The organism is Saccharibacillus sacchari, assembly GCF_037722395.1.
GTDB classification, from domain to species: Bacteria; Bacillota; Bacilli; order Paenibacillales; family Paenibacillaceae; genus Saccharibacillus; species Saccharibacillus sacchari_A.
Map to the genome: position 1 here is coordinate 130,730 of NZ_JBBKAR010000001.1, position 23,978 is coordinate 154,707.

Below are 23,978 nucleotides of genomic sequence, written 5' to 3' on the forward strand. Positions count from 1 at the left end.
GTCGATCAACGCAACGCCGCTTGTTCCCGGCGCGCCGGGCGTTCGCGGAACTTGAAGTAGTAAAGCAGCGAAGCGGTCACATATAACGCCCCCGTGATGCTGAACGTGATCGCGTAGCCCCAGTAGTTGCCGTAAGTCGTGACCAAAAACGACTGTACGGGCCCCATGCTTGCCCAGCCCAGCATAAAAGCGGTCTGAGTCAGCGAATTGGCGATGCTGCGTTTGTTGTCCGGAATCCGGTCGACCATGACGGCGGACTGGATCGGATTGGCTGCGTTCATCAGCGCCTGACGGAACAGGAATGCAATCGAGGCAACCAGCGCGATATTGGTGAAGCCTGTGGTCAGCAGGAACGGTAGCGATAAAAGCTGGAAGATGACGACGGCCCTTACCGGCCCGACTTTTTTGGATAAGGACGGACCGATTAGCATAGACACGATGGTCATGATTTGCCCCAATGAGATCAACAGGCTCATCATGGAGATCGAGACGCCGAAGCGGTTCGTGAAGTACAGGTTCAGGTAAGGAACGACGAGTCCTGATCCGAGACCGATCGGAAGTTGCGCCAAAACGAACCAGAAGATCACGCGGGAACTGCCATCCGAAGCTTTTTTGCCGGTAGTCCCGGTATGGACCCGAACCTGTTCGGCGACTTCCTGCTGAGGGGACATCGCAGGCGTCGGGGAAGTGTTTAGCGGCTCGGACTGTCTTTTTGACTCACGGATAAATAACATAGGCACAAAAGCCGCGAGCGTCGCCGCTCCACCGACGAATAGCGTAAAGCGCAGGCTGAGCACAGGGTCGATTCCATAATGTTGCAAGCTGTCCGCAAGCACGCCGCCTCCCATACTGCCAAGCACCTGAGCAGCCAGCATCAATGAGGAGTAGGCGCTGAACAACGCGAGGCGTTGCGACTTTTTTACACTCTCGGCCAAGAACGGAATCGCGAGCACCTGAAAAAAGGCAGCGAAAACGCCAGAGCAAACGGCCAAAATCAGCAGCAAAGGCTCGGCTTCGGCGAATGCGCGAAGGGCGAACACGATACCGCTGAACAATGCACCGATGACCAGCAGCATTTTCCGACTGAGCCGATCTCCAAACAGTCCAATCGGAATAAAGATACAGGCTGTCGCGAGCGATTGAATACTGACCACCCGGCCATTCATGGCGTCGTTATACCCGATGCCTTGAATATAGAGATTGTAAAGCACCGAGAACATGCCGCCGCCGATCTGATACAACAAGTTAGCGATAAAAAACAATTTGACGTTGCGCGGCCATTCTGCGATACCAGCCGTCATGCGCCTGAACGATTGCAATTGCGGACCTCCTTTTTAAACATAACGTCTCTATTCTACCAGTTTGAAAAGAAGTCCGAAAGGAAATGCGTCAGTACAAAACCGCTTTGCTGCATATGAGGTTTTTATCGTTTATACTTGAAAGAGAAAAGAAAAAAAGAACGCGAATCCTATGAATAGAAAGGATGAGATGAATATGGCTTTGAGTGAAGAAAACCGCAAGTACCTGAAGCAGGTGATTGAAGAAAACGATTTTGCCCATGCGGCCGACTATCTGCAACGCACAGCCAAGCAAACGATCAAACTGTCCTGTGCGGGACGTGAAACGTATCAGTCGATCGGAAATTCCAGAGCAGCCGGCGAACCGGATTTGCCGGAGAAAGCCCAGTGGCCGCTCGATTCTTCAGGCATTCCGATGACTTTCGTTTTACAGCTGAACCTGAGCGAACTCGTAGGGTTGGACCCGGAAAAGCGATTGCCTACGGAAGGCATGTTGTTCTTTTTTGCGGGAGATTACGATTCGGTCGTGGAGCACAAAGTCTTGTATGCCTCACCGGAACAGATGGAAAGGGCAACGCGTCAAAGCGCTCCGGCACCGACTGTGCATGAACAACAAGACGGGGCTTATCGCTCGCACCGTTTGGACGCGCGTGCTGCGATTGATCTGCCAGGATATGCCTATGTGGATAACGACGAGATTGAGGATGAAAAGCATGAATGGGACGAGTACGAAGAATTGGGCTTTGCGCTAGAAGGCGAGAAGCCGTTTGCGACCGTTCGGATGTTCGGATACGCCGAAGGGCAACACGGAGACGACGAATATATGGCAGCGTTGGAGCTGTTCGGGTGTGAATCGACGTATTATCCGAACGAAGCGATCGAGCGATTGACCCAAGCGTTCGACGGCGACCAGGAACGGGCGGAGCGCGAAGTCGCGGATATCGTGATGCTGGCGGAGATCGATTCGGATCAGGATATCGGCTTCCAATGGGGAGACTCGGGCGTTTTGCATTATTTTATTCGCAAAGAAGATTTGTTGAACGGTCATTTTGAGCGGACGACCTGTTCTTTTTATTCCAGCTAAATATCTATCGACATTAGGAGGCATACGGATATGACGAATGAACGAAACGACTTCGATGAACATGATGAGGAAAATGAACTGGACCAGCAAACGGAAGAAATGCTTGCCGCTGATCAGGATTTTGGGTTCGCGCGCGTGTATACCGTTGAGTTGAAGTACAAGGAGAAGCCAAGCTTTTCGCGTAAACGGTTGTATGAAAAAATGGCCCTGTACACGGGGGAGCTTCAGCAGCCGGAGGAGCAGCAATCGGGCTTGGCGGTCTGGGAGCCCTCGGAAAAATCGGAAACGGATTTGCTGCACTTTTTCCATCTGAACTATCTGGTTAGCTTCGCCGATGGAGAGATGCCCGCGCAAACGTCGCTGATGCCGACCAAGCACCGTCCTGCCTCGGAATACGAGACGGCCGTGCAGCAAGCGTGGCATTGGCCGGACGCGGGAGCCGTAGTGGAGGAGTGCCGGCATTCGTTATTTTTGACGGACATGATGGCATCCGGTCTTGAGCCGAAGGACCGTCTTCGGTTGATTACCGGGACGTTGCGCGCGGTGTTGGAGACGGCTCCGTGCGATGCGGTCTATTTCCGGGAAAGCGATAAACTGCTGGAACCCGGAGATTACCTTACGGCGATCGAAGCGGGCGCGATTTTGTATGGGGCGATGAATGTACGCTTTTTCAATGTGCAGGGCACGGGCAGCGAACGCGAAGAGATGTTGATGGACACGGTAGGACTGGCCGCGCTGGGCGTGCCGGATGTGCAATGTCATTATTTCGAGCTGGAACCCGGCGAAGTCGCCCAGCATTTGACCAATTTGGGATACTATTTGTTTGATCGCGGCGACGTGATTCAGGACGGCGAGACGTTTGGACCGACAGAAAACGTGCGTTGGCGCTGCGAGCATCAGTATGCGTTGGCAGGTCCGCATCGCCTTGTGCTCGACGTCGATCCGGGGCATCCGCATTATGCGGGCAGACAAACAGCGGCACTTGCAGACGAAACCTGAGAATAAAGATAAAATCATATGTAAAAGTTTAAATAAAATTTTACAAAATTGTGTCGGGTTTGTGTGAACATTCATCTGGCTGTATACTGATTGAGACAGCTACGATGAATCCCTTCCGATGCGATGAGCGGCGGCAGATGTTGGCTGATCGCATACAGGAGTGTGACGAATGCGCAAAATTAAAGTGGTTACAGATTCGACCGTCGATTTGAGCGAAGCGGTATTGGCAGAAAACGGAGTAGAGATGGTGCCGCTCTCTTTCACTATCGACGGGCAAACGTATATCGATCGGGTGGACATTACGCCTGAGACCTTTATTCAGAAAATGGTTCAAGCCAACGAACTTCCAAAAAGCTCGCAACCGGCAGCCGGCACATTTGTTGAGCTGTACGATCGTTTGGGAGCGGAAGGTTATGATGTTCTTTCGATTCATATGACAGGCGGTATGAGTGGCACTGTGCGCTCTGCGGCAATGGCTGCGGATATGACAGACACGAACGTAACCGTAGTCGATTCCAAATATATTTCCAGAGGTCTTGGCTTCCAGGTGCTTGAAGCGGCGCATATGGCAGAAGAGGGGCGGAGCATGGAAGAAATTTTGGCCCGTCTGGATGAAGTTCGTGCGGCAACGCGGCTGTATGTCGTCGTGGATACGCTGGAGAATCTCGTCAAAGGAGGGCGTATCGGCCGGGGCAAAGCCTTGATCGGATCGCTGCTGCATATCAAGCCCATTGGCACGCTGAACGACGGGGTGTATACGCCTGTCATGAATGTACGCAGCCATGCCCAGGTGGTCAAGCATCTGGCGCGCCAGTTTGCGGATGACGTAAAAGGGCGCACGGTTAAAGGTGTGGGTCTGGCTCATGCGGAAGGTCATAAGCTGGCCGAAAGTTTGAAAGAGAAGATCGCGGAGTTGACGGGATATTCGCAGATCGAGATCGATTATACGACACCGGTGATTAGCACGCATACGGGACCGGGGGCAATCGGCTTTACCTATTATTTTGAGTAGCGGGGACGGCGGGTTGGCTGCCTCGCCGGGAGATCCTGTTCGTTTAGGGGAAAGGCCGGCTGCGCGGCGGAGGAATCCGTTTGGGTCGCGTGTTGAAATCGAGAAAATGGATTAAACTTTGATTGGTTTTTCTCGATTTCAAAGGCGAACGCTTAAGCATAGGCTCTCGAAGTGACTTTCTTCGAAAGTCTTCACCTATACTGGATTCCTCCTCTGCTTCACAACCCCTTTTTAAAACGAAAAGTATCCCGCTTAACAGTCAAAAACCGTTCCTCAAAAGGGAACGGTTTTTGTGTTAGAAAGAATAGATACAATTCGAGAAATCGGGAACTTGATTTTACCTTCGGTTTCTATCTTGCAAAATCAATGAGCAAATCTTTTTACAAGCTTTTCAAATAATGAACAAGCGTCAGCAGGCCTTTATCGAAGTTCTCCAGGTTGAAGTGTTCGTTAGGGGCGTGCAGGTTTTCGTCGGGAAGACCGAAGCCCATCAGGACGACTGGAGCTTCCAGAACGCGGGAGAAGGCTTCGATGATTGGGATCGAGCCGCCGTCTTTGGTGAAAAGGGCACGTGTGCCGTAAACGGCTTCGTAGGCATCGGCTGCTTTTTGCAGGAACGGATGCGTAGGGTCGATGTTGAACGCGAACGCTTTTTCTCCCGGTACGAGCGTCAACTTGGCGCCTACTGGTGTGTGGGCGTGCAGATGACGTTCGATTTTGTTCAGGATATCCTGCGGATCTTGGTTGGCAACCAGGCGGCAGGTGATTTTTGCATGGGCTTCCTTCGGGATTACGGTCTTCGTGCCTTCTCCCTGGAAGCCGCCGTAGACGCCGTTCAGTTCAAGCGTCGGGCGTACACCGGTGCGTTCGAGGAAAGAGTAGCCTTCTTCGCCGAACAGCGCTTCGAGGCCGAGGTCGGTGCGCAGCTTTTCTTCGTCGTATTGCATTTTGACCAGTTCGCCGCGAAGCTCTTCGGTCAGCGGCAATACGTCGTCGTAGAAGCCTTCGACAAGCACTTGGCCTGTTTTCTCGTCATGCAGCGAGTTCAGCAGGCTTACGATAGCGTGCAGCGCATTCGGAACGCCGCCGCCGAACGAACCGGAGTGCAGATCCGTATTCGCGGTGTTCAAAGCGATTTCGAGCGAGCACAACCCGCGCAAGCCCGTGCTGATCGCAGGTTTGCCGCGTTCGAGCAGGGAAGTGTCCGAGATCAGAACCGCATTGGCCGCGAGGGCTGCCGCATTGGCGTCCAGGAATTCGACCAGGTTCGGACTGGATACTTCTTCTTCGCCTTCGATGCACAGCTTCACGTTAACCGGAAGTTTGCCTTCCTGCGCGAGAATCGCTTCAAGCGCCTTGACATGCAGGAAGACTTGGCCTTTGTCGTCCGTTGCGCCGCGGGCGTAAAGCTTGCCGTCGCGTTCGCTTGGCTCGAAAGGAGGGGTATCCCACAGATTGAGCGGATCAACCGGTTGAACGTCGTAATGGCCGTAGATCAGCAGCGTAGGCGCGCCTTCCGCATGCAGATGATCGGCCGTCAGGATAGGATGTCCCGCCGTTTCATGCAGCGTTACGTTCTCAAGTCCGGCACGCACCAGGGCGTCCTTCAGCCACTCTGCGGCACGAAGGACGTCTTCTTTGTGAGCAGACAGAGCGGAGATGCTCGGAATGGAAAGCCATTCTTTTAGCTCGCCGAGGTGTTTGTCGCGATTCTGTTCGAAATAAGTCTGGTAATTAGTCATCGGGTAAAAATAGGCCTCCTTGTACAATCGTCTCGGGGCTTATTGTACTACAAAAAAACACATGCCGGAAAGGCATGCGTCATTTGCGTATCGGAAAAGGGTTCCATCAAGAGTGGACATTCACTGACCGGACACTTATTCGTGCAGCGAAAAGTTGATCGTGCCGACCATGGTTCCGCTACGGGCGAAGGTTAATTCATAGATACCCGGTTCCCAGTCTGCATTTTCCAGATCCATGCGCAGCTGCTTGGTCGTTGCGTCTTCTTCGACCTGCATCTTCTGAATGACCTGCCCGCTGCTTTCGGAAATGACAGACAAAATCGCCGTATGGTCCAGCGTTACGCCGGCATCGGGATAATCAGCAATGACATAGATCGGCTTGGTCCGGCTAAAAGATGTCGCGTTATCGGTTACACCCGTCTCGTCTGCGTTCAACGTTTGACCCATTTGCAGGTTAAACGGATTCTCCTGCGGGGTTGCGCGGGCGTACACGAGGAAAATAACCAGCGCCAAAATCGCAATTACCGCTACACTCCCGCCTACAATCGCGATCGTTTGATTCCGTTTCGAATTCATCGATTTCGTTCCCTCCCGGAAATTCGTTCCGCTATCCAGTATACGCTAAAAAATAAACTCCCCGCAAAAAAAGTGAAAAACATAACACACTGAACATCAAAATGTGACAATTTTTCTTCGATTTACGAATTTATTTTCTCCATCATAAAAAGCCCGTTTAAATAACGGGCCGGATTCTGAAAACGTGCTTTATGAGTGGAGCCTAGCGGAGGGGAAGATTCAGTGAAAGTCGCCTTTGAGCGAGAAAAGCTGAAAGCTTTCTTCGCGAGACAGCGACTTGAACGAATCTTCCCCGCAGCGCCTCCTTCATCACCAGCACTTTTCGCGGAAACGTACAGATATTTCGGCTATCCGATTCGGCGGCGGCTTCTTCTGCGAAGCAGATACACCTGATCGCGTAACGCTAAATGGAATTGAATACTATTCATTAACTCCGGGTTATCCTCCCGTTCGACTTCTCGGATGCGTTGCTCTTTGACGGGGTCCGGACTGAGTAAAAACTCGGTCATCCACAAAGAATGATTTGATCTGCCTGTCATAACGGTCCCTCCTCGAAATTTGGGGTGAGGTACTAGGTCTTGTCTTTATTATACGCCTCCCGCGGAAAAAAAGATGAGTCCCGGATTAAATTTTACCGTCCGTTTTTTCATGTTCTTTTAATCTGCCGAAGGAGTAGATTCCTCACCATGGAGCGCACGGCTTAATGCTTCGAACGAGATCGCGGAGAAGCTGCCGTTAGCTGACCCCACATAGATCGTATGGTTATCGCTATTGAGAAAATGGTTGCGCATGAGTTGAGTATTGGACTCGTTATACAGCGTTGAAACGCCGTCGATTCGTCGTAGCAGCTTGCCTGTCTGGGCGTCAATCGCTAAAAGGTCGGGTCCGTAAGGCAAAAGAAGGGTGTCCTCGAACCGGAGGAAGCTTCCGGACGCCGCTGAGCCGCCAAGATTGCCCAGTGCAAATTCGGCTGTCTCTGTTTTCCAGAGAGGTTGTCCGTCTTCGATAGACAGGGCCGCAGGAATGCCATTCCATAGTACGAATACCCGATCTTGATTCAGCAATGGCCGATCTGCCTGACCGGCAATACTCCATAGTTCGCGCTTCAGCTTCACGTCGTATAGCACCGTTTCGAATAACGAGCCGGACGAGTAGGTGGAGGCGTTGAGCGCACGGCGAATCAGCAGATAATCGTTACCGAGCACATCGACTTGTTCATTTTCCAAAATCGGATAACGTCCGGTAATTTCGCCAGTCGAAGCGTTCAGGCGCACGTGGTCTTTGCCCAAGGCAACCCAGCGTAGACTTGGGTCGGTATCGAACGGACTTGCAAGCTGACCGTTGAACAGACCAGACGTAGACTGTGGGTCGGCTACGGTGTTTTCATCGGATTTAAGACTCCATACGGCTTGTCCGCTGTTTGGATCAAGAGCTTGAATCCAGCGACCTTGCCGAATCAGCACATACGGATCATTGGAGCCTTGGTTCAAGACCTGGTAAGGATCGGCAAATTCTTTCGTCCAACGGACTGAACCGGATTGTTGGGACCTGACGGTCAGTAGGCCTTTTCCCGTTTCGTTTGGCTGAACCGCTATCACGACCGAGGTGTCCGCTGCAAACAACGGATTGGAGTCTGTCAGATTCGTTTCCGCTTGCTCGATTTCGCGACTCCAGCGTACGGCACCGTCACGCAGACGAATACTGCGCAACATCGGTTTTTCGTCTTTTTGCGGATCGGATTCCGTAAAAACGAGTGCGGATCGTTCGTCGTGGCTAATCAGAGTATGGACCGAACCGTAGCCCGCATCGCGACTCCATAGCCGTTCTCCGCTTGTACGATCGACCGCATAGATGCCGCCTTCCAGATGATTGCCGCTAACGTAACCGTCGTCTTCTTGCAGCACCAACACCTTTTCCGAAGCCGCCAGCAGATATTGGGCATCAAGTTTGGATTCGCTCTGCCACAGTAGCTCCGGCGAAGCTGAGGCTACAGGAGGCAGGGTTCGAAAATCATAGCGGAACGCATAAGGCGGCTGATTGGAATTGACGCCTGCTTGAGCGGCTTCGGAGGTCGGCAGAATCCAGTTCCAGCCCAGCAGCTTGCCATCTACGCCGAAGGAAAGGGTCAACTGGGCGTCGCTGCGTTCATACCGCCATTTCTCGCCTCGTTCGCCTTTGCTATTTTCTGTCTGGGTTTCCGAATAGGGCAACGGCGTACGGGAATAAGGTTCGCCAAGCAGCTCCAGCGTCTGTGCTTGCGTCGTGCCGATCTGAAGCGAGGTTTCCGTCAGGCTGCGAACCATAGCCGTCGGTACGGTCGAGTCAGCGGACAAAAGTCCGGATACCGGCTTTTGCGTACTCTGGATTTGGCTTTTTTCTACCCAAAGCAATGCGGGACGAACAACCGAGCCATTGGCATAACCCGGATCGGCGGGCAGCGAGATTCCGTACCAATCGCCGGATTGAACAGCCGATATCGCACCTGATGCGGCGTAGTCGGCAGACCATACGCTTTCGCTACCGGGGAATAGATGCAAGGCGGCGTCCGGCTTCAGACGAAGAATGACCGGTTGGATGCTCTCGGTGTCAGCAGATTGATTTTCCGTGTACCAGATCGGCACATACACCTGCTCGCCGAAAGACGTCCGAAGCTGTAGCAGCTCGCCCGAAACGTCCGTGACATTCAAGATCGACCCTGTCTCTCCGTAGTAACTGACGCCGAGAGAGCTGCGATCCTGAGCGTTAGGCACTGTTTTGAAATAAGGAGCGGGAAGGTAGAGTGTGGTTTTATTCTCAGATCCGTTTTCATTTTGCTGCTGCGTGGTTGCCGCCGCGTAAGCGGGGGTAAAGGTCGCGGGTACCAGCAAAAAGGGCACGCATAACGCTATGGCAAAACGTTTTGCAGGCAAGGCGAGAAGTTTCGTCTTGCGCAAGTTTTGTTTATTTTTAAATGCCGCGTTTGGCGAGTTTTTGGGTTGTAAGTCTGTCATCATGACCTCCTGATTGCATGGGGATTCGAAGGCACTTGAAATTTCTTTTATTTGTTTTATAGTGCTTCCTCTCTTAATTAGACCGATTTTGTAGCTTTAGACGCTGGAACGGGCAAAAAAGTTCACTAATGGGTTCAAAAAATAGGCGGGGAAGTGTCCGGAGCTGCGAATTCGTCCTTTGCATCAGGGGCGTAGTATAATAAAACAATCATAACGAAGAGGAAGTCATTCATCGAAATACTTCCGTTCACTGGGGGAGAGCCAATGAATAATCCGAATAAGCCGCGTTCGCTCCTTCCCTCAAGCCAGATGGTGGACGGCCTGCATGCGCAGCTTTCCGGAACGCCGAACGCGGTGTATCCGCCTGTTGTTTTCGAACACGGGTGCGGCGTTTCTTCCGAAGTCTGGGCGTTGGTGTGTCCGGAGCTTGCGGAGCTAACCCAGACATTGGCGTATGACCGGGCGGGGTACGGATTCAGCGAGCCTGGTATATTGCCGCGTACGAGCGACCGCTGTGTGGAGGATTTGCGCAAACTCGTGGAGCGCTTGGAGATCACGCGTCCCTTCATTCTGGTCGGCCATTCGTTGGGTGGATTTTATGCGAGATTGTACGCGGAGCGTTATCCGGAAGATGTAGCGGCGCTGGTGCTGATCGACGCTTCGCACGAGGACGAGATTCGGGGGATTTTCCCTATTCCGCATTTGAAAAGACAAAAATTAAGTGTTCGCTTATATGGATTCGCCAAATGGGTCGCCCGAATCGGCGTGCTGCCTTGGTTGGCACGACGTCGCTGGATTCCCGGCTTTGGCAAGTTTGTCGCCAAGCTGCCGCAAGCGTCCCGCGATGCGATGTGGGAGCGGGTATTCAGCGCAAACAGCATGGAAGCTGCTGAAAGCGAATACGACTGCTTCGTAGGCGAAACGGGAAGCGTCCCGCATTCGCGTTTTGCCCGTCTTCCGCTCGCTGTCGTCAAAGCAGGCGTGTATTTGCCCGGAAGAACGCGAAAAGCGACCTTGCGTCAGCAAGTCGAACGCACCTTATACGATACCGCGGTCAAAATGCAACATCTGTCCGAGGCCGGACGTCTGATCGAAGCGGGCGGCAGCGGCCATCATGTGCAGGTGGATAAGCCCGGCACGGTGATCGGTATCGTCAAGCGATTGTTGGAACAAACGCGCGTCTCGATTTAACTTACTCCATCTAACTTACTCGATTTGGGAGGAAACGATTATGAAGAGTATGCCATTGAACGCAAAAGGAATTCCCGCCAGTCGACTGGTACTGGGTTGTATGCCGTTCGGCGGGGAGTGGGATCATTCTCCGCTGACGGAAGAACGCGTTAGACTGTCGGAAAAAGCCGTGGAGGCAGCTTTGTCGATCGGCATTAATATGTTCGATCATGCGGATATCTACACGCGCGGCAAATCCGAGGAGGCTTTCGGTCGCATTTTAAAAGCAAGGCCGGGTCTGCGTGACGGGATTGTACTGCAATCCAAATGCGGCATCGGTCTGGAAGGCGACGGCCTGCCGTCTTTGTTCGATTTTTCGCGGGATCATATTCTGGAATCGGTCGACGGATCGCTCAAACGTCTGGGTACGGATTATCTCGACATTTTGCTGCTGCACCGCCCCGATCCTTTGATGGAGCCGGAACAGATTGCGGAGGCATTCGCCAAACTGAAAGCTTCCGGCAAAGTGCGTTATTTCGGCGTATCCAATATGAGCGTCGCCCAGATCCGGTTTATCGAAAGCGAGTTGACCGATCGGTTGATCGTCAATCAATTGGAGATGGGACTCGGTCGGCTGGATTTCGTGGAGGAGACGGTGCGAGTCAACCAAACTCAGGGAACGAAGGTTCATTTCTCGGACGGATTGATGGAATACAGCCGCTCGGAAAAAGTTCAGCTTCAGGCTTGGGGACCGCTGGCTCAAGGGAAGTTTACAGGGCGCGACGTAAGCGGCGAGCCTGAGTCTGTGCAACAAACGGCCGAGCTGGTTGCACGGATGGCCGAAGAGCGCGGAACCACTCGCGAAGCGATCGTGCTGGCATGGCTGATGAAGCATCCGGCATGTATTCAGCCCGTCATCGGCACGATGAACCCGGAACGGATCAAAGCGTGCCGGGATGCGGAGCGCGAAGCGGATCGAATGAGCCGGGAAGATTGGTATCGACTGTACATGACGGCGCGAGGATAGGAGGACGGTGTGAATCGACTTAAATCACTGCAATATCCATGGAAACTTTATATGTGGCTTGTGCTGTTACTGCTCACGATGATTGACCTGGCCGTGCTGCTCGATATTCAAAACGGGGCAGGAGGAAGGCCGTACCGGTTCATGCTATGGAACTTTTTCCTGGCCTGGATTCCTGTAGCAGCGGCTGCCGGATTGGATTTGCTGTCGTTGCTTCGAAAAGGGGTTGTGCGACATATACTGCTGGGCTTGGGCGGGTTGGCCTGGCTGTTTTTCCTTCCGAACGCGACGTATTTATTGACCGATCTGCTGCATGTATTCCGTATCTACTCGTTTGATCCGCAAGATCGGTACTGGGGAGATATCGGTTTTTGGCGTCATTTGCTTCCTATGCTGCTCGCTTCCATGCTCGGGTTGCTGCTCGCCTGCGCGGCGCTTTATTCGGTACATCGTCTGGTGGAGCGCGCGTTCGGCTGGGTAAACGGCATCCTTTTTGCGGGCGTCGTTCTGTTATTATCGAGCTTCGGCGTGTATATGGGTCGATTCGTACGCTGGAACAGTTGGGATGTGATCGGCAATCCGCTCATGCTGGTCAAAGATATGCGGGACTTGTTCGGCGATCCGGAGTGGGTGCGGCATCTGATCTTATTCGGAGGCGGTATCCTGGCTTTGCAAGCGGGCATGTACGCGGTTCTGTATCTGTTTACGAAAATGAATCCAGGGGAAAAAGAGCATGAAGCTTGAACGCGCGAAGCCGCAGCTTGTATTCGACGTAGGCGGCGTTTTGGCGGAGAATCTGGATGAGTTCTGGAGCGGTATGGCTCAGGCATCCGGGGTAAAAAGGGCCGATCTGCGTACGCGTTACAAGGCTGAGGTTGGTGCTGCGCTATGGCGCGGTTCTTTGGCGGAAGAAGATTTTTGGCTGTGGCTGGGCGAGACTTGTCCTACCGTGAAGACTTCGGAAGCCAGGGCGTTGTTGAAAAAGGTGCTGATTCCGCTTCCGGCGCTTGGATGGGTAAAAGGCTGGAGCGAGAACGCGGATATTCATATTCTCAGCAACCATGTGGCGGAATGGATTTATCCCCTTTTTACAGAGATTGAGGATAGTATCAGCAGCATCGTTGTGTCCAGCGAGGTCGGTTACGAGAAGCCCGATCCCCGATTGTTCGAATGGGCGGCCACGAAATTGAAAGGTTCGGATATCTGTTTCGTTGACGACAAGCTATCCAATCTGGAAGCCGCGCAGCGTCTGGGCTGGGATACGATTCTCGCCGACCCGGACGGGCATTGGGTTCGGGAGATTGATGACCGGCTGAATGCTCGAGTATAAGCGGGAGGAGATTCGAACATGTGGGATTTCATCTTGGGAGTCGCAATGATTGCAATCGGATTACGGTTTTTGTACGGAACGATCAGCCGGGGCAAATCGACGGTAACCGTGAAGATGCTGGGCGTTCGAGTGCCGATTCGAGTGATTCAAATCGTGTTGTCTTTGCTTGTATTGGGCGGAGGGGCGTACTTGTTGCTGCGTTGATCACAACTTCGAAGAACGGGGCGGATGGAATGGGACAGCAATCGGAAACATTGATTCAAGGTGCGAATACAACGCTGGGGACATCGGGCCAAGCCCGTATTACGTTGAAATGGGCGGCATCGCCGTCACCGGTCGATGCAAGCTGCTTTATGTTGGGACCGGACGGAAAAGTGGCTTCGGACGATCATTTCATTTTTTACAATCAACCTCGAAGTCCTTTGGGAGATGTGCAATGGACGGTCGTCAGCGAGCGGGCTTCGGCTTTTGACGTAGATCTGGAAGGTCTTCAAGCAGGAAAGATTGAAAAGTTCGTGTTCGCTGCCGTGCTGGACGGCTCGGGAACTTTTGGAGACGTGCAAGGATTTTCTGTGACGGTGGAATACGCGGGACGCACGATCGCTTGTCCTTTTACGGGAACGGATAAGGAAGCGGCTCTTGTGCTGGCGGAAATTTATCTGTATAAAGAATCAGTGAAGCTTCGCGCGGTCGGAAGGGGATTTGACGGAGGACTGGGTCCGTTGGCGAGTTCGTTCGGTGTCGATGTCGAGGCGGACCCCAATCCTTCATCGCCTGTAGCGCCAGCTGCGTCATCGGGGGTGCAAGAGTCGACGGACCAGCCGCTTGGACGTATCGATTTGCTCAAGAAAAAGGTTGCTATTTCGCTGGAGAAAAAGCAGATTGCTCGTCAAAAGGCTAAGGTAGCGGTTGTATTCGATGCTTCGGGTTCGATGAATAAGCTGTACAAAAACGGCACCGTGCAGCGGGCTTTCGAACGTATTCTGGCGATTGCAGCCAATATGGACGATGACGGCACGCTGGATGTATGGATGTTCGCGTTGGAATTCGTGCGTGCGACGCCGGCTCACGTGAGCGATTATGAAGGATACGTCGATCGGGTTTATCCTTTTAAAGGAGCGGGTGGACGCAATAACGAGCCTGCCGTGATGCAAGACGTTATTCAAAAGTTCACCGTAGAGGATGCCGATCCTTCGATGCCGGTGTACGTCGTCTTTTTCAGCGATGGAGGCGTAGCCGAAACGAAAAAAATCTCCCGGTTGTTGATCGAAAGTTCGCTGCATCCGATCTTCTGGCAGTTTGTCGGACTGGGCGAAGCCAATTACGGGGTGCTGCGCAAACTGGACGATCTACCGGGACGAATAGTGGACAATGCGGGATTTTTTGCGCTGGACGATATCGATACGGTCGGCGACGAAGAGCTTTACGACCGGCTGTTCGAAGAATTTCCGGATTGGCTGCGGGAAGTCAAAGCCAAAAACATATTAAGAGAGTAACTCCGATCTTTTGAATCGGGGCAGATGGAGGACGCGAGATGAATATCAAAGAGTGGGTGGAAGCCGCGCAGCGCGGCGAAGTGACGGAGGACGATGTGCAGCAGGCTTTGTGGTTGCTGTCGAATACGCCGCTTCTATACGACAGCGGAGAGACGGTTGCGGTAGAAGACTATATGCGGGGACTGGAACGCCAGCCTTCCGCGGCGGAAGCGGAAGCCTACGGCCAATTGTTCGATCTGGCCGTAGCGTTATCCCGCCGTTACGCCGAAGCGGCCGACTACGACCGGATGCAGGACGTATTGAGCCTGCAATTCGATCTTTGGGCACGCGGCGTGCTGCGTTTGGAAGATTGGATGGCTTGGTTGCACGGAGCGGTGCAAGGCCGGATCGATCTGCCTGTGTATGATTTCGACGAAGTATTGGGCAGCGCGCCGGAAGAATTTATGATCCAGGATTTTCATGACGAACTTAATTTCCGTCTGGAAGACGCCCCGGAAGACGAATGGGCTTTGTCGCATCTTGACGAATTGTATCGGAAAGTCGGCGTAACCGGAAAAGCATAAAATTGCGAATAAGGGTTGACGCTGCTGTGTAAAGTGTATATGATGGGACACAACGAGAGACGAGCCGATAACGGCTTGTCTCTCGTTTTATTTTGTTAACAGGTATTTCGATTGCTTTTACTGCGAAGAAACGCGTTAAAAGTCGAAATACATCCCAGTGGCTTTCAAGCCATACGTGTATTTGACGATCATATTCATACTTTGCTTGACTTGACAATGAGAATGTTTATCAACTAGGATTTGAATATATGTAACTGAATCCGAAGGAGGCATCATTCATGTTTGTCGTGATGAGAACCGTTACGGTCAAAGAAGGCACATCGCATCTGGTCGTCGAGAATTTTTCCCGGCCAGGCGTGGTTGAACAACAACCCGGCTTTGTCGACATTCAAGTCTTGGTCAAAGAGGTAAGAAGAGGCGAAGAGGAAGTCATTGTGCAAATTCGCTGGGAATCCAAAGAAGCGTGGAAAAATTGGGAGAAAAGCGACGCCCACGTTCAAGGCCATCGCAACAGCCGCGGCGAAACACCGCCCGACCATATCCTTTCCCGTTCCCACGCTGCCTACGAATTAAAAGCCGTAAAGCTTCCGCGAAGCGCTGAGAATCAGGTTTGATTAAAGCTGAGAATCAAGCTTGATTAAAAACGATAAAAGTCGTCTTCCACACCGGAAGACGACTTTTTTTGCCTGAAATGATGTCTTTCCCTCATTTTATGTACAAATGTCGAGTCCTTTTCCTCTAATTGCCTTCAAAAACGTTCCTTTTCGGCGTATAATCAAGCACAATCTATAACGCTTGCACGGTGAGGCCGTGCCGAACGAAAGGAGAAGTACCATGCCGCGTTTGATCGGAGAACGCATCATGCTTCGCGAATACCATCGGGATGATTTGAAATCGATTCGCTCCTGGGTAAACGATCCTGCCGTCACCGATACGTTGTCTGATGTGTTTATGTATCCGCATACCGAACAGTCATCCGAAACTTTTCTAAATCGAATGCTCCAAGGGGGAGATGGGCTAAAAAGTTTTGTTATTGCAGAGAAGGAGAGTGCCGCTTATTCATGATCTTGTGAAGATGGGGATTTTAAAGTTAAAGTCGGAATGCAAAGAGTATGCGCTGTTCGCATGGACGGTGTATCGCTGAGTAGCAAACAGAGGGGAGCGGGGAGAATTTGAACGACTTAAACAAAGCCAATAAGATCATTAGCAGTCAGGATGGCGTGAGCGGACACGTGCCGGAGCTGCTGGGTCGCGATATCGCTCCGCTGGGAGAAATTATTGAAGCTTATCCGATCCAGGCCGGCGTGTCCGCAGATCGAAAATATAAGGTGCATTTCTATGGGTATGACGGTGCCTATTTACTGCGTTTATTTGAGGAGTCCGCGCTTGCTTTTAAGCGTTCGGAATTTGAAGCGTTACATCGGATGCAGGCCATGACCGTACATTGTTCCAGGCCGATTGCGATGGGACGCTGGGAAACGGAAGGGACGTATTTCTTGCTGGTCTCTTATATTGACGGAACAGATGCGCAGCATATATTGCCTATTTCGCCCAAGCCGCAGCAATTGCGCGTGGGGATGCAAGCTGGCGAGGAATTAAGCCGAATCAGCTGCTATCCGGCGCCGGAAGGCATGGAGTCATGGACGGATCGTTACGTGCGCCGTACGGAACGGGAATTGGATGTACTGAAGTCAAAAGGGATCACCTCGCGCGGAATTGAAGCGGTTACAGTCAAGGTTCGCTCCAGCGCAAGCTTAACCGAAGCGCGTCCTTCGGTCTTCTTGCATGGGAGCTTCGAACCTGCAAATTTAATCGTGCATCAAGGCAGGCTGGCAGGCGTCGTCGGCTTTGGCGGTTTTGACTGGGGAGATCCACTATATGAATTTTCCAGGCTTGGCTTGTACAGTCGCGGAGTAAGCACACTGTTTTGCACGGGACAAATTCTGGGCTATCATGGCGGGCAAGAGCCGGATTCCGAATTTTGGGAATTGTACGCACTTTACGCCGCATCAGGTGCGGTTTCTTTAGTGGCGAAGACCGTAGGAAATAAAAGCAGCGAATTGAATACTGTAATCGAAAGAGTGGATCGACTGGCAGAAGACCACGAGGATTTTGCCAACGTTCGTCCTTCCTGGTTCGCTGCACTTTGAATGTGACAATTTGGTTAGTAACGGTTCGGGGCAGGTTCTTTCGGGTATGTTGAGAATGAAACTTCTTATTTTGGTTTTTATTGGAATGGAGTATCGTCTCATGGATCAATGCTCGACATCTCACGGACAAGGGGTGGAGCCTGTGAAAACGTATATCCTGGTGTATGAGGGTTTCTCGCAATTCGAGGTCATATTAGCCGCGCACTTGATGAAAAGGGCGGGAGAGATCGTTACGGTCGGACTGTCCACGGAGCCGATTGTCGCACATGAAGGGTTTCGAATTTTGCCGCATACGACGATCGAACGAGTAGAAGCCTTCTCGGTCGATCTTTTTGTCATTCCGGGAGGCGACCTGTCGAAAATTACTCGCCGAAGCGAACTGGAAAATCTACTGAAGGCTGTCCAAAGCTGCGGAGGTAAAGTAGGCGCTATTTCTTCCGGTACATTGCTGCTCTTGGACGCCGGTCTAGCCAGCGGCCGACGTTTCGCGTCATCCGAATCCATAGAAAATTCGGCGACAGAACGAATCGATCAACCCGTCGTGACGGATGGAGATCTGGTGACCGCTCAATCTCATGGCTATGTGGACTTTGCTTTGGAATTGGGACGTCTGAACGGCATTTATAAAGATGAAACGGATTATGAACAGACGTTACGTTTTTTCAAATTCTTTATGCCGGCCGAGAAATCGGCCACGGCGGATGCTGCGTCTATCCAAGAAACGAGCGATCCATTTAGACCGTCCGGTGCCGGAAAAGCTCGGCGATAAATAGTTGCGGTACAGCGAATTTGAGCCGTAACAGGCCGGATCATAGGCATAATCAGCCTATCCGGCCTCTTTTGCTTGGGATTTGTGTCAGATTACGTTATAATTAACCCATATCGCTCGGTTAGCCGAGCTATCGGCAGGCGCCGGGAGACAAGGCCGTATTCGTGGAAGCGCGGCTTGCGGCGTTTCTTTTCTGCGGATCACGGCAATGAGAATCAGGAGGAATAGACATGACACAAGTTCAAAAAATGCTCGTTTTTGTCGGTTCTTATGCCGAGGCAAATACGAGCGGCGTATACACGTACGAGTTTGACGAAAAAGAAGGAAAGCTCAGCCTGCTGGATCAGACGTCTGATCTGAAAAATCCGACGTTTTTGAATGTGGATGTCGAAAACCGACACATCTATGCGATCGGCGAGACCGAAACGGAAAGCGGGAAAGCTGGCGAAGTCATGATGATCCAATTCGGAGAAGATGGCACGTTGACTCGCTTCAATCGTACAATCACAACGCCAAACACGACTTGCCATGTGCAGCGCGATTCGGAAAACCGCTTCCTGATCGTATCGAGTTACCACGGCGGAATGGCTGGATTGGTTTCGCTGAAAGCTGACGGTCATGTTGGCGAACTGCTCGATGTTCAAACTCATCAGCCCGTGGATGGAGCAGCGCCTCGCGTGCACTCCGTATTTTTTAGCCCCGATCAGAAATTCCTGTTGGTGCAGGATCTCGGTCTGGACTTGATTCGCACGTACTCGCTGGATCGTGAAGCAGGCAAGCTGATTCCTCAAGGCGATACGCATGCCGCCAAGGGTGCGGGCCCACGCCATCTGGCTTTCCACACAAGCGGCAAGTTTGCTTTCGTGATCAACGAATTGAATTCGACTATTGCTTCGTATCGCTATGATGCGGAAACGGGTTCGCTAAGCGAAATCGAAGTTGTGCCGACGTTGCCATCCGACTATACAGGCGAGAATGGCTGCTCCGAAATCGCGGTTTCTGCGGACGGACGCTTTGTATATGGCGGCAACCGCGGTCATGATAGCATCGTAGTCTACGCATTCGACGAAGCTTCCGAGAAGCTGACTTTGGTTGAGCATGTATCGACGGAAGGCGGTCACCCCCGCCACTTCGCATTGACGCCAAGCGGCGACCATGCGTTGGTGGCCAACCGCGATGCGAATAACATCGTGGTGTTCAAGGTGGATAAAGCAACAGGACGCCTGACTTCGACCGGAAACTCCGTTTCGGTCTCGAAGCCGGTTTGCGTACGTCCATACTATATTTAAAAAATTCATGTTTTATAAGTCAACGGTTTTTCCGTCACGCGGAAAAACCGTTTTTTTCTGGATATTCGTGCGCGGGAAAAAGAAGGAACCGCATGAATAGACTAGCCACCAAAAAGCTCTGTATGGTACGCTGGTTGGGATGGGGTCGAATAAGATCTTTACTGAGGAAGTGAGCAAAGGGGGGACCGAAACATGAATGATTTGCCAGCTTCGAAACCGGATTGGCCGCATATCATCGGGGAGCTTCGTTCTTCCGTCACGATAACGGATGCGACGGACCCGAAGCAGCCGCTGATTTTCGTCAACGAGTATTTTTTGCAGCTTACGGGGTATTCGCGCGAAGAAGTCATCGGGCGCAACTGCCGTTTTTTGCAAGGAGCCGATACGCGTAGCGAGACGGCCCGAGAGATTCGCGAAGCGTTATCCAAGTGTATGCCGGTCCGAACGGAAATCTTAAATTATCGGCGTGACGGAAGCACGTTTTGGAACGAGCTGAATATCGATCCGATCTTCGATAAGGAAGGACGTTGCGTGCTGTTCGTCGGCTTGCAATACGACGTAACCGACCGCAAGCTGCTGGAAGAAGAAGCGACCCACGCGGCACGTTCGGCACATGCACAAAGCCGGGCGCTGATGGAATTCATGGGCAAGCTCAACCATGAATTGCGCAACAATATGAACGGCATGCTGGGTCTGATCGATATCGTATTGATGGACGAAGACCTGCCTGCGGAAGTACGCGAATATTTGGAGATTGCCAAAGGAAGCGGTGATTCGCTGCTGAATATCGCCAACGATGCCCTGGATCTTGCGGGAGCTGCCGATGGCCGTATCAAGCTGGAACGTATCGAATTCAATCCGAAACATCTATTGGATTCGATCGTCAAAACGCACCGTCTGCGCGCCGAGGAAAAAGACCTGAACTTGATTCTGGACACGCAAGGGCTGCACAGCCAACGCCTGTACGGCGATCCGCATCGACTGCGTCAAGTCCTGGATAATCTGATCGGTAACGCGCTCAAATTCACGCCGACCGGCAGCATCACGCTGATTGCGGAAGAATCTCATGGGGAACGAAGCGGGGGAGGGACTTCTATTCGATTTTCCGTGCGCGATACGGGGATCGGCATTCCGGAAGAACATATGTACAAATTGTTCAAAGCATTCAGTCAGGCCGAAGCCTCGCATGCCCGCTTATACGGCGGCAGCGGATTAGGCTTGAAAATCTGCGAGGAACTTGTGCATCTGATGGGCGGTACCATCGCTGTCGACAGTCGAAAAGGGGAAGGCAGCACATTTCGCGCGGATATTCCTTTTTCGCCGGAGAGTCCGAATCATCTGCCGGCTTGAACCGCGGCTGTATCGGTCTGTTAGGCATAGTACGTCCTTCATTTAAAGATCGGCAGTCCGATTTTTAAATGAAGGACGTTTTTGCGTGTGTCAGATTATAGATGCAAGAGTAGAGCACATTCAATACATATTCGAAAGCGATTTGTGAAGCAAAAGGCCCGATCTTTTCATGCTTTGCTTCATCGCCGGGAACGCGGATCAGGATCGGACTGAGCTGTGCCAACGGACTTGAGACAGACGAGGTGATCGTCAGAAACGGTATGCGATGATCGATCAGATGGCGGGCGATTTTGGGATAGATCGATGATTTTCCGTGGTAGGTCAAGAAGATCACGCAATCATTCTGACTCAAATTAAGCGTGTGGTACGCCCATTCCGACAGTTCCGTCGCAATGATCGCATATTTATTGATCTTCATCAGCTTGTTCTGAAAGCTTTTGGCCCTGATCTGGGAATCGCCGAGCGCATAGATGAAGATTCGCTCAGCCTGCTCCAGCATCTCGGCGGTCTGTGCCAATACGGCGTTATCGAGCAGCGCTGCGGAGCGATCTACGGTTCCTTTGACCAGCTCCGACATTTCCCGGGCAATCTGTGCAGGCGATTCGTCCAAGCCGAAAGGGTAATTGGGATCGATAGGTCCGCCCGTTCCGTTTTCCTGTTGGAATTCTGCCGCCAGCCCCAACATAAAAGCACGAAAGCCGCTCAGCCCAAGCTTGCGTGTCAGTCGATTGACTGTAGAGTGGGAGGTATACGTTTCCTGGGCCAGCTCACGGATGTTCAAGTTCAACATACGCTCCCGCTGATGCAGAACATAACGGGCAATGCTTGCTTCGTTAGGCGTGAAATTTTTCATGTCCGATAATTGCAGCAGTATTTTCAATAGGCTCAACCTCTTTATATTTCGTATAGGGCAATGAACATTTGGTGCAAAAAAGCAAGGAATCAGCTTGCCTGGATGTTCCTTTATCCCGTTTTTCCTGCAATCGGCTACAGTTCTGTTGCTTTGTTTTATAATGAATGCAAATACGCTAATCCCTTGTCAACGCTAAAGAAGAGGGGTTAAGGAGGAATTGTTATGCTCACGATCGGTTATGTCGGCAACGGAAAAAGTACAAACCGCTACCATCTGCCCTTTTCGCTCAATCGGGATACGATCGACGTCAAAACGATCTATGCCCGTAATTTGGATAAATCGGATTGGGATACGGTGCCCGGCGTGCAATATACGGACGATCTGGCGCAACTGTTGAACGACGCGGAGATTGAATTGATCGTCGTATGTACGCATCTGGATTCCCATTACGAATTTGCCAAAGCGGCACTTGACCATGGCAAGCATGTGTTGGTGGAAAAGCCGTTCATGAAAACCGTCGCCGAAGCCAAAGCTATTTTCGAGTATGCGAAGGAACGCGGCCTGATCGCCCAGTGTTACCAAAACCGCCGCTACGACTCGGATTTCCTGACGACGCAAAAGGTTATCGAATCCGGTAAGCTGGGCGAACTGATCGAGGTAGAAGCGCATTATGACTATTACCGTCCGGAAATTCCGCTGGCCGCGCACCAATTTTCCAAGTATAACAGCTATCTGTACGGACACGCGATCCATACGCTCGACCAGATTCTTTCCCAATTCGGTCAGCCGGAGCGAGTGCATTACGATGTGCGCCAACTGTTGGGCAGCGGGCGAATGAATGATTACTTTGATCTGGATCTTTTTTACGGCGCGCTGAAAGTATCGGTTAAATCGAGCTTTTTCCGTCTCAAAGAACGTCCGAGCTTTGTCGTGTATGGGCAAAAAGGCGTATTCGTCAAGCCGAGCAAAGATCGTCAGGAAGAGCATCTGAAGCTGTTTTATCTGCCAAAGGGACACGCCGACTTCGGTCTGGATACGCCCGGGCATTACGGCACGTTGACCTATATCGACGAAGATGGCGCGTATCGCGAAGAGAAGGTCGTGTCGGAAAAAGGAGACTATGCCCGGATCTACGACGATCTATATGCGGCAATCAAGCAGGGAGCGGAAAAAGCGATCAAGGACGAAGAAACGCTGGCGGCCATGGAGATGCTGGAGACCGGTATCGCGCAGTGTGACTGAACGGTCTTCATAGATTTGTGCCTGCTAACAAAATAAGCACGGGTAGCACGACGAATGAAGCAATGGTCGTCCATAAAATGCAGCGCGAAACAAACTTCGGCGACGCATTGAATTGTTCGGCCAGAATAACCGCGTTCACCGCTGTCGGCATCGAAGCCAGCACCAGCAGTACGCCAAGCAGCAGTCGATCCGCCCCCAGCAGCGTCAAGGTCAGCCAACTGAGCAACGGAGCGATAGCCAGGCGAAGGGCAAGCCCCGCTTGAAACGCACGCCGCAACCGGGGTTCCCACTCGCCGCCTGCGCTGCCGGCCATCTGTGCACCCAGAATGACCAATACGACCGGAGAATAAGCCCCTGCCAGCAGATCGACCCCCGTGTCGAACGAAGCCGGCAGCGTCGTCCCGCTCAAACGCAGCAGCCCGGCGAGCGCCGCCACATATAAAGCAGGCAGCTTTAACACGGCTAAGCCTGCTTTTTTGACGGAAAAATGGGATCTTGCCGCGAAAAAAACGCCAATGGTGTTCACGATGATAATCTGAAGCACGATATAGACTGCGGCTTTATCCAGTCCTGCTTGCCCGAAAGCCAGCAGCACAAGCGGAAGACCGTAGTTCACGCAGTTGGTGAACGAAGCGACCAGCGTAAGGCCGGACTTTTCCGAATCGCCAAGCCGAAGCAATCTGCCCAGTAGAACGGAAACGCCCCACATCGTCAGCAGATTGATGAAGCTGAACGATACGGTGATCCCGATATCTTCCGCCGATACTTGCGCATCGAGCAGCGTGGTGAAGATGATCGACGGACTGAGCAGATACAGAGCCAATACGGACAAAGGCTTCGTATCGAGGCCTTTGATCCGTTTGAGGAGAACGCCCGCAATGACAGGAAAGGCGAGCGGAACGAAGACTTGAACCAGAATAGACACAAAAGAAGACGACATATTGGACACCCACCTATCCTGCTTGACGTATCGGCACAATTTGAGTTGATACAGAGTAATAAGCCGATTGATGTCTTTTACTGTATCGAAGGGAGGGGACG

At 52.1% G+C, this 23,978-nt stretch carries 24 protein-coding genes; 17 read left to right on the plus strand and 7 right to left on the minus strand.

The window, feature by feature from the left end:
• Window positions 1-5: 5 nt before the first annotated feature.
• A complete protein-coding gene (locus WKI47_RS00670) occupies window positions 6-1,319 on the minus strand; it encodes an MFS transporter (RefSeq protein WP_425355412.1) in 1,314 nt (437 codons plus the stop codon).
• Between the two features lie 175 nt (window positions 1,320-1,494).
• Here WKI47_RS00670 and WKI47_RS00675 point away from each other — a divergent pair, with 175 nt between their 5' ends.
• The 3 genes from WKI47_RS00675 (at window position 1,495) to WKI47_RS00685 (ending at window position 4,393) form a co-directional block, all read left to right on the plus strand.
• Window positions 1,495-2,382, plus strand: a complete 888-nt coding sequence (locus WKI47_RS00675) for a YwqG family protein (RefSeq protein ID WP_340225255.1) — start codon at window positions 1,495-1,497, stop codon at window positions 2,380-2,382.
• Between the two features lie 30 nt (window positions 2,383-2,412).
• Window positions 2,413-3,381: a DUF4261 domain-containing protein gene (locus tag WKI47_RS00680; protein ID WP_340225256.1), complete on the plus strand. Its 969-nt coding sequence runs from the start codon at window positions 2,413-2,415 to the stop codon at window positions 3,379-3,381.
• Between the two features lie 169 nt (window positions 3,382-3,550).
• On the plus strand, window positions 3,551-4,393 hold the full coding sequence (locus WKI47_RS00685) for a DegV family protein (RefSeq protein WP_340225257.1): 843 nt from the start codon (window positions 3,551-3,553) through the stop codon (window positions 4,391-4,393).
• Window positions 4,394-4,773: 380 nt separating this feature from the next.
• Here the strand turns inward: WKI47_RS00685 and WKI47_RS00690 are convergent, their stop codons facing one another.
• The 4 genes from WKI47_RS00690 to WKI47_RS00705 form a co-directional block, all read right to left on the minus strand.
• Window positions 4,774-6,135, minus strand: coding sequence for a dipeptidase (locus tag WKI47_RS00690; RefSeq protein WP_340225258.1), 1,362 nt, complete (start codon window positions 6,133-6,135; stop codon window positions 4,774-4,776).
• Between the two features lie 135 nt (window positions 6,136-6,270).
• Window positions 6,271-6,711: a hypothetical protein gene (locus WKI47_RS00695; protein WP_340225259.1), complete on the minus strand. Its 441-nt coding sequence runs from the start codon at window positions 6,709-6,711 to the stop codon at window positions 6,271-6,273.
• A 347-nt stretch (window positions 6,712-7,058) separates the two neighbouring features.
• Entirely contained in the window at window positions 7,059-7,250 is a 192-nt protein-coding gene (locus tag WKI47_RS00700; protein WP_340225260.1) for a hypothetical protein, read from the minus strand.
• Window positions 7,251-7,367: 117 nt separating this feature from the next.
• Window positions 7,368-9,701: a PQQ-binding-like beta-propeller repeat protein gene (locus WKI47_RS00705; protein WP_340225261.1), complete on the minus strand. Its 2,334-nt coding sequence runs from the start codon at window positions 9,699-9,701 to the stop codon at window positions 7,368-7,370.
• Between the two features lie 264 nt (window positions 9,702-9,965).
• On the opposite strand from WKI47_RS00705, the gene WKI47_RS00710 reads away from it, so the two are divergent.
• The 13 genes from WKI47_RS00710 to WKI47_RS00770 all read left to right on the plus strand — a co-directional run bounded on the left by WKI47_RS00710 (window position 9,966) and on the right by WKI47_RS00770 (window position 20,842).
• A complete protein-coding gene (locus tag WKI47_RS00710; protein ID WP_340225262.1) occupies window positions 9,966-10,892 on the plus strand; it encodes an alpha/beta hydrolase in 927 nt (308 codons plus the stop codon).
• Between the two features lie 40 nt (window positions 10,893-10,932).
• Window positions 10,933-11,898, plus strand: coding sequence for an aldo/keto reductase (locus WKI47_RS00715; RefSeq protein ID WP_340225263.1), 966 nt, complete (start codon window positions 10,933-10,935; stop codon window positions 11,896-11,898).
• A gap of 9 nt (window positions 11,899-11,907) precedes the next feature.
• Window positions 11,908-12,639 carry a DUF1361 domain-containing protein gene (locus WKI47_RS00720; protein WP_340225264.1) on the plus strand — a complete coding sequence of 244 codons (732 nt, stop codon included), beginning with the start codon at window positions 11,908-11,910 and terminating at the stop codon, window positions 12,637-12,639.
• On the plus strand, window positions 12,629-13,225 hold the full coding sequence (locus WKI47_RS00725) for an HAD-IA family hydrolase (protein ID WP_340225265.1): 597 nt from the start codon (window positions 12,629-12,631) through the stop codon (window positions 13,223-13,225). Before WKI47_RS00720 ends, WKI47_RS00725 begins: the two co-directional genes overlap by 11 nt.
• A gap of 18 nt (window positions 13,226-13,243) precedes the next feature.
• Window positions 13,244-13,429 carry a hypothetical protein gene (locus tag WKI47_RS00730; protein ID WP_340225266.1) on the plus strand — a complete coding sequence of 62 codons (186 nt, stop codon included), beginning with the start codon at window positions 13,244-13,246 and terminating at the stop codon, window positions 13,427-13,429.
• 29 nt (window positions 13,430-13,458) lie between these two features.
• Complete coding sequence (locus WKI47_RS00735; RefSeq protein WP_340225268.1) at window positions 13,459-14,721, plus strand: VWA domain-containing protein; 1,263 nt, start codon at window positions 13,459-13,461, stop codon at window positions 14,719-14,721.
• Window positions 14,722-14,759: 38 nt separating this feature from the next.
• Window positions 14,760-15,284 (plus strand): hypothetical protein, encoded by a 525-nt coding sequence (locus WKI47_RS00740; RefSeq protein ID WP_340225269.1) that lies wholly within the window; start codon window positions 14,760-14,762, stop codon window positions 15,282-15,284.
• 278 nt (window positions 15,285-15,562) lie between these two features.
• Entirely contained in the window at window positions 15,563-15,898 is a 336-nt protein-coding gene (locus WKI47_RS00745; RefSeq protein WP_340225270.1) for an antibiotic biosynthesis monooxygenase, read from the plus strand.
• A 220-nt stretch (window positions 15,899-16,118) separates the two neighbouring features.
• Window positions 16,119-16,349 (plus strand): hypothetical protein, encoded by a 231-nt coding sequence (locus WKI47_RS00750; protein WP_340225271.1) that lies wholly within the window; start codon window positions 16,119-16,121, stop codon window positions 16,347-16,349.
• A 107-nt stretch (window positions 16,350-16,456) separates the two neighbouring features.
• The gene (locus tag WKI47_RS00755) at window positions 16,457-17,434 is read left to right on the plus strand and encodes an aminoglycoside phosphotransferase family protein (protein ID WP_340225272.1); all 978 of its coding nucleotides are present in this window, start codon (window positions 16,457-16,459) and stop codon (window positions 17,432-17,434) included.
• A gap of 142 nt (window positions 17,435-17,576) precedes the next feature.
• Window positions 17,577-18,203: a DJ-1/PfpI family protein gene (locus WKI47_RS00760; RefSeq protein WP_340225273.1), complete on the plus strand. Its 627-nt coding sequence runs from the start codon at window positions 17,577-17,579 to the stop codon at window positions 18,201-18,203.
• 230 nt (window positions 18,204-18,433) lie between these two features.
• A complete protein-coding gene (locus tag WKI47_RS00765; RefSeq protein WP_340225274.1) occupies window positions 18,434-19,492 on the plus strand; it encodes a lactonase family protein in 1,059 nt (352 codons plus the stop codon).
• Between the two features lie 192 nt (window positions 19,493-19,684).
• Window positions 19,685-20,842: a sensor histidine kinase gene (locus WKI47_RS00770; RefSeq protein WP_340225275.1), complete on the plus strand. Its 1,158-nt coding sequence runs from the start codon at window positions 19,685-19,687 to the stop codon at window positions 20,840-20,842.
• A gap of 64 nt (window positions 20,843-20,906) precedes the next feature.
• Here WKI47_RS00770 and WKI47_RS00775 read toward each other — a convergent pair whose 3' ends face one another.
• Complete coding sequence (locus WKI47_RS00775; protein WP_340225276.1) at window positions 20,907-21,722, minus strand: MurR/RpiR family transcriptional regulator; 816 nt, start codon at window positions 21,720-21,722, stop codon at window positions 20,907-20,909.
• 195 nt (window positions 21,723-21,917) lie between these two features.
• Here WKI47_RS00775 and WKI47_RS00780 point away from each other — a divergent pair, with 195 nt between their 5' ends.
• Window positions 21,918-22,937: a Gfo/Idh/MocA family oxidoreductase gene (locus WKI47_RS00780; RefSeq protein WP_340225277.1), complete on the plus strand. Its 1,020-nt coding sequence runs from the start codon at window positions 21,918-21,920 to the stop codon at window positions 22,935-22,937.
• Window positions 22,938-22,944: 7 nt separating this feature from the next.
• On the opposite strand, the gene WKI47_RS00785 is transcribed toward WKI47_RS00780, so the two are convergent.
• A complete protein-coding gene (locus tag WKI47_RS00785; protein ID WP_340225278.1) occupies window positions 22,945-23,877 on the minus strand; it encodes an AEC family transporter in 933 nt (310 codons plus the stop codon).
• Window positions 23,878-23,978 lie beyond the last annotated feature (101 nt).

What these genes read in the sequence shown, in the direction of transcription:
- WKI47_RS00675 (WP_340225255.1), top strand. Translation starts at nt 1,495, where the DNA reads ATGGCTTTGAGTGAAGAAAACCGCAAGTACCTGAAGCAGGTGATTGAA.
- WKI47_RS00680 (WP_340225256.1), top strand. Translation starts at nt 2,413, where the DNA reads ATGACGAATGAACGAAACGACTTCGATGAACATGATGAGGAAAATGAA.
- WKI47_RS00685 (WP_340225257.1), top strand. Translation starts at nt 3,551, where the DNA reads ATGCGCAAAATTAAAGTGGTTACAGATTCGACCGTCGATTTGAGCGAA.
- WKI47_RS00690 (WP_340225258.1), bottom strand. Translation starts at nt 6,135, where the DNA reads ATGACTAATTACCAGACTTATTTCGAACAGAATCGCGACAAACACCTC.
- WKI47_RS00695 (WP_340225259.1), bottom strand. Translation starts at nt 6,711, where the DNA reads ATGAATTCGAAACGGAATCAAACGATCGCGATTGTAGGCGGGAGTGTA.
- WKI47_RS00700 (WP_340225260.1), bottom strand. Translation starts at nt 7,250, where the DNA reads ATGACAGGCAGATCAAATCATTCTTTGTGGATGACCGAGTTTTTACTC.
- WKI47_RS00705 (WP_340225261.1), bottom strand. Translation starts at nt 9,701, where the DNA reads ATGACAGACTTACAACCCAAAAACTCGCCAAACGCGGCATTTAAAAAT.
- WKI47_RS00710 (WP_340225262.1), top strand. Translation starts at nt 9,966, where the DNA reads ATGAATAATCCGAATAAGCCGCGTTCGCTCCTTCCCTCAAGCCAGATG.
- WKI47_RS00715 (WP_340225263.1), top strand. Translation starts at nt 10,933, where the DNA reads ATGAAGAGTATGCCATTGAACGCAAAAGGAATTCCCGCCAGTCGACTG.
- WKI47_RS00725 (WP_340225265.1), top strand. Translation starts at nt 12,629, where the DNA reads ATGAAGCTTGAACGCGCGAAGCCGCAGCTTGTATTCGACGTAGGCGGC.
- WKI47_RS00730 (WP_340225266.1), top strand. Translation starts at nt 13,244, where the DNA reads ATGTGGGATTTCATCTTGGGAGTCGCAATGATTGCAATCGGATTACGG.
- WKI47_RS00735 (WP_340225268.1), top strand. Translation starts at nt 13,459, where the DNA reads ATGGGACAGCAATCGGAAACATTGATTCAAGGTGCGAATACAACGCTG.
- WKI47_RS00740 (WP_340225269.1), top strand. Translation starts at nt 14,760, where the DNA reads ATGAATATCAAAGAGTGGGTGGAAGCCGCGCAGCGCGGCGAAGTGACG.
- WKI47_RS00745 (WP_340225270.1), top strand. Translation starts at nt 15,563, where the DNA reads ATGTTTGTCGTGATGAGAACCGTTACGGTCAAAGAAGGCACATCGCAT.
- WKI47_RS00750 (WP_340225271.1), top strand. Translation starts at nt 16,119, where the DNA reads ATGCCGCGTTTGATCGGAGAACGCATCATGCTTCGCGAATACCATCGG.
- WKI47_RS00765 (WP_340225274.1), top strand. Translation starts at nt 18,434, where the DNA reads ATGACACAAGTTCAAAAAATGCTCGTTTTTGTCGGTTCTTATGCCGAG.
- WKI47_RS00770 (WP_340225275.1), top strand. Translation starts at nt 19,685, where the DNA reads ATGAATGATTTGCCAGCTTCGAAACCGGATTGGCCGCATATCATCGGG.
- WKI47_RS00780 (WP_340225277.1), top strand. Translation starts at nt 21,918, where the DNA reads ATGCTCACGATCGGTTATGTCGGCAACGGAAAAAGTACAAACCGCTAC.
- WKI47_RS00785 (WP_340225278.1), bottom strand. Translation starts at nt 23,877, where the DNA reads ATGTCGTCTTCTTTTGTGTCTATTCTGGTTCAAGTCTTCGTTCCGCTC.